12 protein-coding genes and 1 tRNA gene are annotated in these 12,308 nt (G+C 72.0%); 3 read left to right on the top strand and 10 right to left on the bottom strand.

Translation table 11 applies throughout. The features are described from left to right. Positions 1 to 79 precede the first annotated feature (79 nt). The gene (locus tag ACFYPS_RS05115) at positions 80 to 691 is read left to right on the top strand and encodes a hypothetical protein (protein WP_354964367.1); all 612 of its coding nucleotides are present in this window, start codon (positions 80 to 82) and stop codon (positions 689 to 691) included. 208 nt (positions 692 to 899) lie between these two features. Here the strand turns inward: ACFYPS_RS05115 and ACFYPS_RS05110 are convergent, their stop codons facing one another. The 3 genes from ACFYPS_RS05110 to ACFYPS_RS05100 form a co-directional block, all read right to left on the bottom strand. Further along, positions 900 to 1,439, bottom strand: a complete 540-nt coding sequence (locus ACFYPS_RS05110) for a TetR/AcrR family transcriptional regulator (RefSeq protein WP_354964366.1) — start codon at positions 1,437 to 1,439, stop codon at positions 900 to 902. 22 nt (positions 1,440 to 1,461) lie between these two features. Beyond that, positions 1,462 to 1,911, bottom strand: a complete 450-nt coding sequence (locus ACFYPS_RS05105; protein ID WP_354964365.1) for a hypothetical protein — start codon at positions 1,909 to 1,911, stop codon at positions 1,462 to 1,464. Between the two features lie 459 nt (positions 1,912 to 2,370). Next, positions 2,371 to 3,588: a low temperature requirement protein A gene (locus ACFYPS_RS05100; protein ID WP_354964364.1), complete on the bottom strand. Its 1,218-nt coding sequence runs from the start codon at positions 3,586 to 3,588 to the stop codon at positions 2,371 to 2,373. Positions 3,589 to 3,826: 238 nt separating this feature from the next. Here ACFYPS_RS05100 and ACFYPS_RS05095 point away from each other — a divergent pair, with 238 nt between their 5' ends. Then, positions 3,827 to 4,048, top strand: coding sequence for a hypothetical protein (locus tag ACFYPS_RS05095; RefSeq protein ID WP_354964363.1), 222 nt, complete (start codon positions 3,827 to 3,829; stop codon positions 4,046 to 4,048). A 17-nt stretch (positions 4,049 to 4,065) separates the two neighbouring features. Here the strand turns inward: ACFYPS_RS05095 and ACFYPS_RS05090 are convergent. After that, positions 4,066 to 4,139: transfer RNA gene (locus tag ACFYPS_RS05090), tRNA-Thr, on the bottom strand. A gap of 233 nt (positions 4,140 to 4,372) precedes the next feature. Between ACFYPS_RS05090 and ACFYPS_RS05085 the strand changes: the two genes are divergently transcribed. After that, positions 4,373 to 6,049 carry a metallophosphoesterase gene (locus ACFYPS_RS05085; protein ID WP_354964623.1) on the top strand — a complete coding sequence of 559 codons (1,677 nt, stop codon included), beginning with the start codon at positions 4,373 to 4,375 and terminating at the stop codon, positions 6,047 to 6,049. Between the two features lie 24 nt (positions 6,050 to 6,073). Here ACFYPS_RS05085 and ACFYPS_RS05080 read toward each other — a convergent pair whose 3' ends face one another. The 6 genes from ACFYPS_RS05080 to tmk all read right to left on the bottom strand — a co-directional run bounded on the left by ACFYPS_RS05080 (position 6,074) and on the right by tmk (position 12,198). Continuing rightward, positions 6,074 to 6,913 (bottom strand): regulatory iron-sulfur-containing complex subunit RicT, encoded by an 840-nt coding sequence (locus tag ACFYPS_RS05080; RefSeq protein ID WP_354964362.1) that lies wholly within the window; start codon positions 6,911 to 6,913, stop codon positions 6,074 to 6,076. A 299-nt stretch (positions 6,914 to 7,212) separates the two neighbouring features. Beyond that, the gene (locus tag ACFYPS_RS05075; RefSeq protein ID WP_354964361.1) at positions 7,213 to 7,893 is read right to left on the bottom strand and encodes a hypothetical protein; all 681 of its coding nucleotides are present in this window, start codon (positions 7,891 to 7,893) and stop codon (positions 7,213 to 7,215) included. Next, entirely contained in the window at positions 7,893 to 8,198 is a 306-nt protein-coding gene (locus ACFYPS_RS05070) for a hypothetical protein (protein WP_354964360.1), read from the bottom strand. The genes ACFYPS_RS05075 and ACFYPS_RS05070 overlap by 1 nt, the downstream gene beginning before the upstream one ends. Before the next feature lies 1 nt (position 8,199). Continuing rightward, a complete protein-coding gene (locus ACFYPS_RS05065) occupies positions 8,200 to 8,529 on the bottom strand; it encodes a YbaB/EbfC family nucleoid-associated protein (protein WP_053659404.1) in 330 nt (109 codons plus the stop codon). 145 nt (positions 8,530 to 8,674) lie between these two features. Further along, positions 8,675 to 9,940, bottom strand: a complete 1,266-nt coding sequence (locus tag ACFYPS_RS05060; RefSeq protein WP_354964359.1) for a DNA polymerase III subunit delta' — start codon at positions 9,938 to 9,940, stop codon at positions 8,675 to 8,677. Beyond that, entirely contained in the window at positions 9,940 to 12,198 is a 2,259-nt protein-coding gene (gene tmk / locus ACFYPS_RS05055; protein WP_354964358.1) for a dTMP kinase, read from the bottom strand. Before tmk ends, ACFYPS_RS05060 begins: the two co-directional genes overlap by 1 nt. Positions 12,199 to 12,308: the final 110 nt, after the last annotated feature.

Genomic DNA, 12,308 nt, shown 5'->3' with positions numbered 1-12,308 from the left:
TGCTGCCAACTGCGGCGGGAGCGCGCTGATGCCTCGCCCACGGTTGCTCGACCTGTTTTGCGGTGCCGGCGGTGCGGCGATGGGCTACCACCTGGCGGGGTTCGAGGTGGTCGGCGTGGACATCCGTCCACAGGCGCGGTACCCGTTTGCCTTCGTACGGAGCGACGCACTCACGTTCCCGCTTGACGGCTTCGATGCCGTCCATGCCTCCCCGCCTTGCCATGATCACAGCGCTCTCGTGAGTCGCGTAGGGGGTGACGGGACGGGCTGGATGCTCGACGCGACGCTCCGCAGGCTTGCCGCGTCCGGCCTCCCGTGGGTTGTCGAGGACGTCGAGGCCACCCCCCGGATGCTGGGATCCCGCATCCTGTGCGGAAGCGAGTTCGGCCTACGCGCGGGCGGTCGGTGGCTGAGGCGGCATCATCGGTTCGCATCCAACATGCTGTTGATGGGCGCCGGGGGCTGCCACTGCTCGAAGCGCCCTATCGGCGGGGTCTACGGCACCGGTGGCGGTGGTCAAATGACCCGCGGCTACAAGTTCACCCACGCCGAGGGAGCCGCGGCGATGGGCATCGACTGGATGACGCGTGCTGAGCTGTCGCAAGCCATCCCCCAAGCCTACACCAGGTTCATCGGAGAACAGCTACTCCACCGCATCAGCCACGGCCCTTACTTGGCTGCCGCCGCATGACCCCGACTCACGTCGGCCAAGGCCGGACCGGGAGCGCAACTGGCCGTCATGCCACTGGTCGGACCCGGCGCAGCCCTGACCGCCGCCGGTTGGCGCCCTGTCGACGCCTGTACGTGCTTCTCAGGCGGCCCCTCGGAAAAGTCGGCGTGAGAGCCTGCGTCCGTCATGAGGCCGACCTCCGTTCGGCATCGTGAGAAAGGTGCGTGTGTCACGGGTCGCCGTCGAGCTGTGGTGTGCAATAGATGGCGAACGCGCTGATCGCGTGGGCCCAAGCCGCGTCGAGGTCGGCGTTGGGTGGGAATCGGTCGGCCAGCTCGAGATCGACAAGGCCGTGCGCGAGGCCCCAGATGGCACGCGCGGCTGCGACGTTGCCGCCGGTGACCTTCAACAGGGGCGCGGCCGCCGCGGCCTCGACGCCGGACGCGAGACGTGGACGATTCAGGGAATGGCGGGCACTGAGCTCGTAGAGGCGAGGGTGCTCAAGCGCCCATCGCCGGTAGGCGGCGACGAGCGTGGCCAGGTCGGCGCTGGCCCCGGCCAGCACGGCACCGAGCCGTTCCAGCGCGCGCTGTTGCAGTGCAGCTTCGATCTCGGTCTTGCCGGCGATGTGCTTGTACAGCGAGGGTGCCTGGATCCGCAGTTCGTCGGCGAGGCGCCGCATGGTCACCGCGTCTGGGCCTTCACGTTCCAGGATCCGCTCGGCCGCGTCGACCACCTCGCCGCGGCGGTTCACCAGCGCCTCGGACAAGCCGGGATCGCTATCAGCGCCCTCATCCGGCGCGCTGGGTGGTGCCGCGCCAGTCCGGGGACGACGTCCAACCGCGACTCAACACGTAGGCGCCGACGAGGAGCACAGAGACGGTGCCATCCCAACCGACGATCGTTGCGGTGTCGGCGATGCCGGCGTGAGCGGCGTAGAGCAAGGCGGTCACCGTGAGCGCGATCTTGTGGAAGATCACCAGCTCCCACACACCTCGGTAGCTGCGCGGCGCCAGCGCAAGCAGCACGAACAGGCCCGCGAAGACGACGAGGCCGTAGGCTCGCCAGGTCTCGACGACTTTGGTCCCGCCATCGGCGTCCCAAACCGTGCCGGCCGCGGTGAGCGCGGCACCGGCGGCGCCGACGGCGGCAAGCCACAACATGATCCTTGCGATCCGATCGCGGCCAGATCGCGGCGACCGCGCCGATGTGGTCGACACGGTGGAACTGCTGGTGATCATAAACTCTCCTCGGATCTGGCTAACAGCGTTAGCCTGACCGTAGGCTAACAACGTTAGCCTCGTCAACGGGTAGTCGGCCCCGGGCGCGACAAATTACGGCACGGGGCAGGGCGAGCAGCGCGACGACCACGACCAAGCAACGAATCGTCAGGAGGCCGCGTCGCGGATGGAGGGGGCGCTGTGGTCAGGTGTATGAGGCTTTGGCTGCTCGCTTGGCTGCTCGGCCTGGCGAGAGCATGGAGAAGGCCCAGGTCATGATCGGCGATCAAGCCGGTGACCTGGGCCTTCTGGTGGAGCCGCCTGACGGAATCGAACCGTCGACCTACGCATTACGAGATCAAACTGCCCGTGCCGCCGACCTGGGCACATGGGGGCCTGGCAGCGGAAATCCTTCCGACATCCCTCAACGCTTCCCCATCATCTGTGGACCTCTTGCGGACTGGATGCGGACCGCCTCTGCTAGGCGGACGGGGACGGGGCCTCCAGTGGGCGGCCGGCGGCGCGTCGAGCGTCCGCAACGGCGACGCCGAGCAGCACGACCGCAGCGACGATGGCGGCAAGCAGCGGCGGGCCGAAGAACAGCGGCGGCGCCAGCAGGACCAGAACGCCGATGCCGACGAGCCGGCGCACGGCGAGCCGGTTGAAGACGACCCGTTCCAGCCGACTGCGGCCGAACAGGAAGATCGCCGGCCCGCCGAGGATGACCACGAGCCAGGCCGGCACGGAGGGCCCCTCCGGATGCGCCAACACGATTTCCGCGCCAGCCGCGGCCAAGGTGATGCCGAGAACCATGAGCAGATGGGCCACACCGACGATCCCGCCGGCAGCTGCCCGGTTCGACGACATCTCGACGGCCTCGGCCAGCACCTGGCCCGCGCGATAGAAGTAGATCCGCCACATCAGCACGGACGACAGGAACGTGACCACCAGGGCCGCCTTTGCGGCGAGCGTGGTGGGGTGGGTGGCGTAGGTGAGGCCTATGGACAGCACCGTCTCGCCGAGCGCGATCAACAACAGTTGCTGGTAGCGCTCGGGGAGGTATCGGCTGCTGGCCATCGCCCACGCGCTGGTCGGTGGCCGGCCCAGGCCGGGTACCGGCCATCTGACCCGCGCCACGACCAGGTCCACGGTGATGGCGATCAACCATAGGGCGAGCCGGAGGTTTCCGCGCATCGCCGCCCCGGCGAGCCAAATGACGCCGGAGATGCTGGCCCAGATGGCCAGGCGGGTGTAGAGCTCCCGTACCTGCTCGTGCTCCCGTAACAGGGGCCGGAGCACCAAGGGGCGTCCGATGTGCAGCACCACGTACACGATGGCGAAGGTGGCGCCGTGTTGCTCGAACTCGTACAGGGACGTCGCCATGATCAGCAGGCCGAACGCGCTGACCAGGACCAGCAGCTGAATCCAGCCGTTGCGGTAGTCGAACCGGCTGGTGAGGTACGCGGTGGTCGTCCACAGCCACAGCAACGGCAGGGCCAGAACGGCCGCGTACAGCAGCGACAGCCAGCGCACGCCCACATTGTCGGAGAGAAGGTCCGGCCCCATCCTGCTGACGACCCCGACCAGGGCGAAGACCAACACCAGGTCGAAGAACAGCTCCAGGAAGCTGGCCTGCTGGGCGTCCTCCTCGCCGCGCATGATGCCCCCGGTCTGCGCCGGCTCCGATGGTCGCCCCATCCGCCCATGGTTACGGGAGGATCGCTTTGCGTGCACCGATTTCGCCCGTTTCATCAACCGGCGGCGACGGCGGTAACGCTCGCGTGAGCCAGGCACGGATGACACCTGCGCCGATCCGTTGACGTTTGTGGGCGCCCAGCTGAGTAAAGAGCGGATCTCCTCGTCGGGCAGTCGCAGACCGTCCAGCCTCCTGGGACGGGGACCAGGTGGAGCGCCCTACACGGCGGCGAGTCTGGCCGTGGCGGCGGGCGCCAACGTCAAGGCGGTGCAGCGGATGCTCGGGCACGCCTCGGCGTCGATGACGCTGGACGTGTACGCGGGGCTGTTCGGTGACGACCTGGACGCGGTCGCCAACCGGCTGGACGAGGCGGTCGCTGCGCGGGGTGCGGACTATCTGCGGACTGGCACGGCCGGCGGCGGTGTTGTCGACCTCGGGAAACGGCGAAGCCCAGGCCGATGACCTGGGCTTCCGTGCCGAGCCGCCTGACGGAATCGAACCGTCGACCTACGCATTACGAGTGCGTCGCTCTAGCCGACTGAGCTAAGGCGGCAACGATCGTCAAGTGTACGGCACCCCCACGGCCGTCGCCCGAACGGGGTACCCCCCTCCCCGCCCGCTGCCATCAACCGGACAACCGCCGTCATCTGGACGTTTACCGGACAGCGGATCATCCGGGTCGGTACTACGCTGCGGCGGGTGAGCGACGATCACGCCCCCCTCGACCGCCCCGACCAGCAGGACCCGGCGGACGGACGTCCCGACGGCCCGCCGGCCGGGGAGCGGATCGCCCACCGGCCCCGCACCACCGACCCGCTGGAGCTGGGCTTCACGCCGCGCAAGCCGGTGCCGTGGCTGGCCCCGTTCCTGCTGATCAGCACCGGCATCCGGACGCTGCTGGCGATGCTCTTCGGGGCGTACCTGGACAAGCGCGAGTTGCAGAACGCGTTCGGCGACGACGCCTTCCGCCAGGCTGGGCCGGACGGCGGGCTGTGGCTCGACTACGTGGCCGACCTGGGTGATGGCTTCAACGCCACCTACTCGGTGGCGTACCTGCTGGCACAGCCGGAGCTGACCGTGGACGGGCACCGGCTGCCCCGGGCGCAGACCCTGGTGATGGGTGGCGACCAGGTGTACCCGTCGGCGGCCTACGCCTCGTACGAGGATCGTTGCAAGGGCCCCTACCAGGCCGCGCTGCCAGCGACCCCGCCGGAGCGGCCCACCCTCTTCGCGGTGCCAGGCAACCACGACTGGTACGACGGCCTGACCGCCTTCCTGCGGTTGTTCGTCCGCTCCAGGGACCGGCACTTCGGCGGCTGGGGCACCGGGCAGTCGCGCTCGTACTTCGCCGTGGAGTTGCCGGCCGGCTGGTGGCTGCTCGGCGTCGACGACCAGTCCGGCTCGTACCTGGACGACCCGCAGCTGGCGTACTTCGACGAGGTGGCCCGGCGGCTCGGCCCGGAGTCGAAGGTGATCATCGCGACGCCGGCGCCGGCCTGGGTCAAGGCCGCCGACCATCCGACGGCGTACGACTCGGTCGACTACTTCATCCGAACGATCATCGACCCGACCGGGGCGCAGGTCCGTCTGCTGCTCTCCGGCGACCTGCACCACTACGCCCGCTACGCGGGGCCGACCCGGCAGCTGATCACCTGCGGCGGCGGTGGGGCGTACCTCTACCCGACGCACAAGCTGCCGGAGCGCATCGAGGTGCCGCCGCGGGACACCCTGGCCCGGCGGGCCAGCCGTGCCCAGCCGTACGACCTGGTGGCCCGCTATCCGGACGCGGCCCGCTCGCGCCGCTACGGCTGGGGCATCTTCCCCCGGCTGCCGTTCCGCAACCCCGGTTTCACCACCCTGCTCGGCACCCTGCACACGCTGCTGATGCTGGCCATGGCGGGCGCGGCCGCGAACTGGGCGGACGCCACCGATCAGCGGCTGTTCACCGTACCGCTGGTGTTGATGTTGCTCGTGACAGTGCTGGCGGCGGCTCTGTTCGCCAAACCGCCGAGCGCGAGCGGCAAGCGGCACGCGCGGCACTGGATCCTCGGCGTCAGCCACGGCCTGGCACACGTCGGGCTGGCCGCCGCCGGCACCTGGGCCTGGTTGGCGCTGCCGCTCTACGACTGGCCGTGGCCGCTGCCGGTGGTCGCCGCGGCGGTGCTCTACGGCCCGGTGAGCGGCCTGCTGGCCAGTCAACTGGTGGCGGCGTACCTGCTGGTGGCGGGGTCGTTCGGGGTGAACGTCAACGAACTCTTCGCCGGTCAGGGCATCGAGGACTCGAAGGCGTTCCTGCGGTTGCGCATCGACCCCGACGGCACGCTCACCATCTACCCGGTGGCCGTCGACCGGGTCTCCCGCGACTGGCAGGTCAACCCCGACCAGTCCCCCACCGCCAGTTGGCTGACCCCGAAGTCCCCCCTGACCCCCCGCCTGGCCGAACCCCCCATAGTCCTGCACTGACCGGTCGGACGGGGCCCTGCGGGGTCAGGACGTGTAGTGCTGGTCGTGGGCCTGGCGGGGGGCGCAGACGGAGGCGCGGGAGCAGGAGCAGCGGGAGCCGTCGGCGTCGAGCCGGACCGTCACCGCGTCACGGGGGACGCTGTGGCCGACCACGCGGCCGTCGCCCTCCGGCGTCGAGACCCGGCTGCCGACGGTCGGGGCGGTCTCCTGGAAACGCTGGTAGAGCGGGTGCTCGTACTTCAGGCAGCACATCAGCCGGCCGCACGCGCCGGAGATGCGCAGCGGATTCAGCGGCAGGTCCTGGTCCTTGGCCATCCGGATGGTCACCGGCTCGAAGTCGGTGAGGAACGTGGCGCAGCACAGGTCCCGCCCGCACGAGCCGATCCCGCCCTGCACCCGCGCGGAGTCCCGTGCGGAGAGCTGCCGCAGCTCGACGCGACAGTGCAGGGTGGCGCCCAGGTCACGGACCAGGGAGCGGAAGTCCACCCGGTGCGGCGCGGTGAAGTAGACGGTGCTGCGCTCGCCGCCACCCTCGGTGGAGCCGAGCACGTGGTCGACGGCAACCACCTTCATCGGCAGGCCGTGCGCGCGGATCAGCCGCTTCGCGGCCACCTTGGCCTCGGCCTTGCGCCGACGCAGCGCCTCGTCCCGGCGCAGATCGTCGTCGCCGGCCAGCCCCACCAGCCGGGGGAAGCCTTCGGTCTCCTCGGTCACCCACTGTGCGGCCCAGACGCACTCGGCCACCTCGGGCCCGTCGTCGGTCGGCACCAGCACCTTGTCGCCGACCTGCGGGCGCAACTCGCCGGGGTCGAGGTAGTAGAGGCGCCCGTACCGGTTGAAGCTGACCGCGCAGAGCATGCCCATGCACCCCACCCTACGACGGATCACCGCCGGAGGGCGCGTCGGCCGTCGCCGGGCGACTACCGCCCGCTGCCATCCATGACCGTCGACTTGACCGATGGCAGGGCCACCCGTCGTGCCGTTGCTCCTCGCCCGGACGGTTGAATCCTGGCCGCAGTAGGGGACAAACGCGTCCGGGCGGCGTTGAGTGGAGGCAGACCTGCGGGGGGTGCAGGGGGAAGACCACGGCGTCGCCGTCGGTGCCGGCTCAGGCCGGGCGCCCGCGGGCGACGCCGTGGCCTGTCCGGGGCGCGGTCGGCCGGCTACCAGCCGACCTGGGTGGTCTGGTCGTGCCGGGGTCGACCGTCCACCGGCGGCCGCCAGGCGGACTCGGCCAGGCTCGGCGCCCATTGGTGCAGCAGCGTCTCGGCACCGTCGTACGCGACGCAGAGCACCGCCAGCACCCGCGCGGCGATCTCGGCCGCATCGGCCACGCCCGGCCCCACCGGGCCGGGCCGGAGCGGCATGCCCGTGGCCGTGGCGGCGACCACGGCGACCGCCTCGGCCGAGCGGAGGATGTCGGCCAGGGTGCGGGCCAGGGCGAGCCGGGTGCCCTCCACCCAGTCGGCGAGGGCGTCGGCGTATCCGGCCGTGGACTCCAGGCGCCCGACCAGGCTCTCCGGCCCCTCGTCGAGGTGGCGCAGCAGTGCCGCCCGCTCCTGCCCGTAGGCCGAGGCGGCTGGGCCGGACCAGAGCACGGGGTCGCTGAGCGCGGCGGAGACGTCGTCGTACCCCCGGACCAGCCGGCGCACCGCGTGCCCGGCGCCGGCGAGCGGCGCCGGATGAAGGTCGAGGAAGCCGCGGACCGCGTCGCCCGGGAGCACCTGCATCCGGCGCAGCAGCGGCCAGACCCGGTGCCCCTCGGGGACCCCGGCGGCCAGCAGTGTGTCCACCCGGCGCAGCAGGTCCAGGCCGGGCTCGGCGAGCCGGTCCAGCGGGTCCATCAGGGCTCCCCGGTGATGCGGCGGCGGGCGGCCCGGTCGACTTCGCCGTAGCGGTCGGCGGCCTCGCGCACGGCCGAGGCGGCGGCGGCCAGCCGACCGGCGGCGGCGCGTGCCTCGCGGGCCCGGTCGTCGGTGGCGGCGGTCCACTGCCGGTGCAGGGCGCGGCCGATCTCGCCGGGCCGCCCCGGGGCGTCCGTGCCGAAGGCTGCCTGGGCCGGATCGCTGGCGGTGACCGTGCGGGACAGGGCGGTGAGCGTGGTGCTCGCCTCGTCCAGCCGGGCGGAGAGCGCGCGCAGTGTGTCCATCTCAGGCCCCCGCGAGCGGTCGGTAGGCGGCGAACGTCTCGTTGTGCAGCTTCTCCCGGGCCCACTCGGCGGCGTCGGCCGCGGCGGTGACCGCGGCCTGCACGGAGCCGGCCACGTCTCGCGGGCTGCGGCTGTGCAGCGGCCCAAGGAACCGGACGTCGGTGATCCGCCCACCGGCGGTGACCACCACCTCGACCAGCCCGTCCGGCGAGCGGACGGTGACCTCGACGGTCGAGACCGCCTGGTCGAACTCGGCCTGGAGCGACTCGATCCGGCGGTAGCGCCGAACCGCCTCCTCGATCCAGGCTTCGTCGATCTCCCCCCGCGGCATCGGCCGACTCCTCCCGGATGACCCATCACTGAGCGTGCCGTCACCGTCACAACAGCACACCGGACCGTACCGCACAGCAATCGCGCGTGTCGATGCCTGTGGATGACCGGTCCGGCGGGCGGGACCACGGCACGGAGGGTGCGGGTCAGCCCTTCCAGAGGGCGAGCATCATCGCCTCGACGGCGATCCGTGGCTTGACGTTCGCCTCGATAGCCGCCCGGCAGGCGAGCACGGCCTCCAGCCGGCGCAGCGACCCCTCGGCGTCCCACTTCTGTGCCCCGGCGCCGGCCAGCACGGCGGTGTCGGTGTGCACCGGGGCGACCGGAGCGCGCAGCGCCATGGTGAGCGCGTCCCGGTAGAAACCGGCCAGGTCGACCAGCGCCCGGTCCAGCGCGTCCCGTTGAGCCCGGGTGGCCCGCGACTTCTGCCGCTTCTCCAGCTCCTTGAGCTGCCCGGCGGCGCCCCGCATCGCGCCGGCCGCGCCCCGGCCGGTGCCGCCGGCGCCGAGCGCGGTCTCCAGCGCCGCCCGTTCGGTCGCGTCGGCCTCGGTGACCGACGCCTCGGCCTCCGCCTCGGCCGCCTCGATCAGTGCGGACGCCGCGTCGAACGCCGCGCCGACGCCGGTCAGCCGGCGAGGCACCGCGAGCACCGCCTCGCGCCGCTGGCGGGCCTCCGGGTCGCGGGCCAGCCGGCGGGCCCGACCCACGTGCCCCTGCGCGGCCGCCGCCGCCCACTGCGCCACGTCGGGGGCGATGCCGTCCCGACGGACCAACACCTCGGCCACCGCCGTGGCCGGCGGCTGCCGCAGGGGTACGACGCGACAGCGCGACCGGATGGTCACCGAGATGTCGTCCGGGTGGGTGGAGGGGGCGCAGAGCAGGAACACGGTACGCGGTGGGGGCTCCTCGATCGCCTTGAGCAGCGCGTTGCCAGCCGCCTCGGTGAGCCGGTCGGCGTCCTCGATGATCACCACCTGCCAGCGCCCGCCGGACGGGGTGCTGGCCGCGCGGAGCACCAGCGCGCGCATCTCGCCGACGCCGATGGAGAGCCCCTCCGGCACCACCATCCGGACGTCGGCGTGGGTGCCGCCCATCGTGGTGTGGCAGCCGGGGCACTCGCCGCAGCCGGTGCCGTGGACGCACTGCAGGGCGGCGGCGAAGGCGCGGGCGGCGACCGAGCGGCCGGAGCCGGGCGGCCCGGTGAAGATCCAGGCGTGGGTCATCCCGGCGCTCGGGTCGACCCGGGCCGGTGCACCGGCCCCGCCGTCCGTGCCGGCCGGGCCGGCGGCGATCAGCGCGGGCGAACGGTCGGCCGCGCCCACGCGCAACACGGCCGCCGCCGCGGCGGCGGCCCGGCGCAGCTCGGTCACCGCCTCGTCCTGACCGACCAGGTCGGCGAAGACCTCCGGCATCAGGTTCGATGCTCCATCGTCACCAGCTCCGCGTCGGATAACTCCGGCTGCACCGAGGTGTCCGGACCCTGCGCCGGCCTGGGGTGCACGATGCCGCCCGGATTTCCGAGCATCTCCTCGACGCGTCGGACCACCTGCCGGGTGATCTCCTCGGCCGGTCGGGACCCGTCGAGCACCAGGTAGCGCTTCGGGTCGGCGGCGGCCAGGTCGAGGAAGGCGTACCGGACACGCTCGTGGAACGCGATCGACTCGGCCTCCAGCCGGTCGACGCCCGCGCTGCGCGATGCCACCCGGGACAGGCCGGTCTGCGGCTCGACGTCCAGCAGCACCACCAGGTCGGGCTTGAGCCCGCCGGTGGCCCAGGAGGAGAGCCAGGAGACCTCGTCGACCGGGAGTGTCCGCCCCGCGCCCTGGTACGCCAGGGACGAGTCGACGTACCGGTCGCTGATCACCACGCCGCCACGGACCAGCGCGGGTCGCACCACGGCGGCCACGTGGTGCGCCCGGTCGGCGGCGTAGAGCAGCGCCTCGGCGCGCGGCGAGGGCGCCTCGTCGCCGGAGGTGTCCAGCACCAGCGACCGGATTCGTTGACCGACCCCGGTCGCCCCCGGCTCGCGGGTGACCACGACGTCGCGCCCCTGGCCGCGCAGCCGCTCGGCGAGCGCGGCGAGCTGGGTGGACTTGCCGGCGCCCTCACCGCCCTCGAAGACCACGAAGAGCCCGGCGGAGACGAACGGCTCGGCCGGCATCAGCGGGCGACCCCGGATGGAGCCCCAGAGGTCGGCGAGGACCGGGACGCCCTTCTTGTCGTCCATCTGACCGAACGCGCTGATCCCGGCGAAGATGCCGGCGACCCCGGCGGCGAGCAGCAGCAGCCGGGTCGACGAGACGGACAGGCCCAGGTCGGCGATCTCCAGCTTGCGCGAGCCACCGACACCGGCGAGCAGGCTGCTCAGCGCGATGGCCAGGATCAGCACCAGCCGGGTGCCGATCTGCACGACGGCGAAGACCCGGCCGCGCACCTCGTCCCTGATCTCGCCGCCGAGCAGCGTGGTGCCGGCCAGGAAGGCCATCCCGGCGCCGGCGCCGACCAGCACCGCGCCGACGATCGCCATGGACAGGTGGATGGCGAAGGCGAGGGTCATCACGGCGGCGCTGGCCAGCACGATGCTCATGCCGAACCAGCGGCGCCGGGACATCTCCTTGACGATCATCGGGCCGAGCCCGATGCCGAGTGCCAGGCCGACGAAGATGGCACCGAAGAGCAGCGAGAACGCGGCGTCACCGGCACCCAGCGAGCTGGCGAAGAACTTCGCGGTGCCGATGACGATGCCGCCCCCGGCGAACGCGCCCAGGATGCCGAGGACCAGCCCACGCACCAGCGGGGTCTGGCCGATGAACTGCCAGCCCTCCTTGAACTGGCGCAGCATGCTCTGCTCGTGGCGGTCGCCCTCGGCAGTCTGCCCCTGGCTGATCTCCCTGATGCCGAACGCGACGACCAGGGCGGTGGCCAGCCGGGACAGGGAGTTGAACCAGAGGGCCAGTTGGGCCGGCTCGGCCCAGTCCGGGAAGTTGCCGCCGGTCACGCCCCGGACGCTGCGGTCCAGACCGGCGCTGACCAGCGCGGCGAGCACCGGGGTCAGGCCGTACGTGGTGATCAGCGTGAGCTGGTTGGCCGCCTCCAGCCGGGCGCGCGGGATCAGGTTGGGGACCGCGGCCTCCTTGGCCGGGATCCAGATCAGGGTGATCGACTCGATCAGGAAGGTGGCGATGGTCGCCCACAGGACCACCACCGCGCCGCTGGCGCCGGCAAGCGCCACCATCGGGATGGACGCGAACAGGACGAACCGGAGCAGGTCGCAGATGACCATCGTCCAGCGTCTGTCGAACCGGTCGGCGAGGACGCCGGCGATCGGTCCGAGCACCAGTGCGGGCAGCAGCCGGATGGCGATGACGCCACCGAAGACCGCGCCCTGGGCAGTGCTGCCCTGCACCTGGGAGGCGGCGAAGACCGAGGTGGCCAGCAGGCCGAGCCAGTCACCGAAGGAGGCCGCGCCGAGCACGATCCAGAGCCGGCGGAACGGCCGGATGCGCAGCACTGACCGGATGGCGGCGTAGCCGGATGAATCGACCTGGCTGCCGCCGGACTGGTTGGCGGCGTTGCCCGGCTGGCCTCCGGAGCGCGACACGCCGTGCGACTCGCCGCTGTTCTGGCTTTCGATGGCCGTACCTCCACGTGCCGGCCCATCGCTGGGCATTCCCGGTGGAACACTCTAGACCCGGTGGGGAGCCATCCCACTCGCGACATTCTCCTGCTCGCTGAGCCTAGGCCGCCGAAGGCACCAACCGCAGCCCGGGTTATACGCGA

The sequence above is a fragment of the Micromonospora sp. NPDC005087 genome (assembly GCF_042872965.1).
Classification (GTDB): domain Bacteria; phylum Actinomycetota; class Actinomycetes; order Mycobacteriales; family Micromonosporaceae; genus Micromonospora.
Note: the sequence above shows the minus strand (reverse complement) of the source record. Positions and strands in the feature narration are given on the sequence as shown.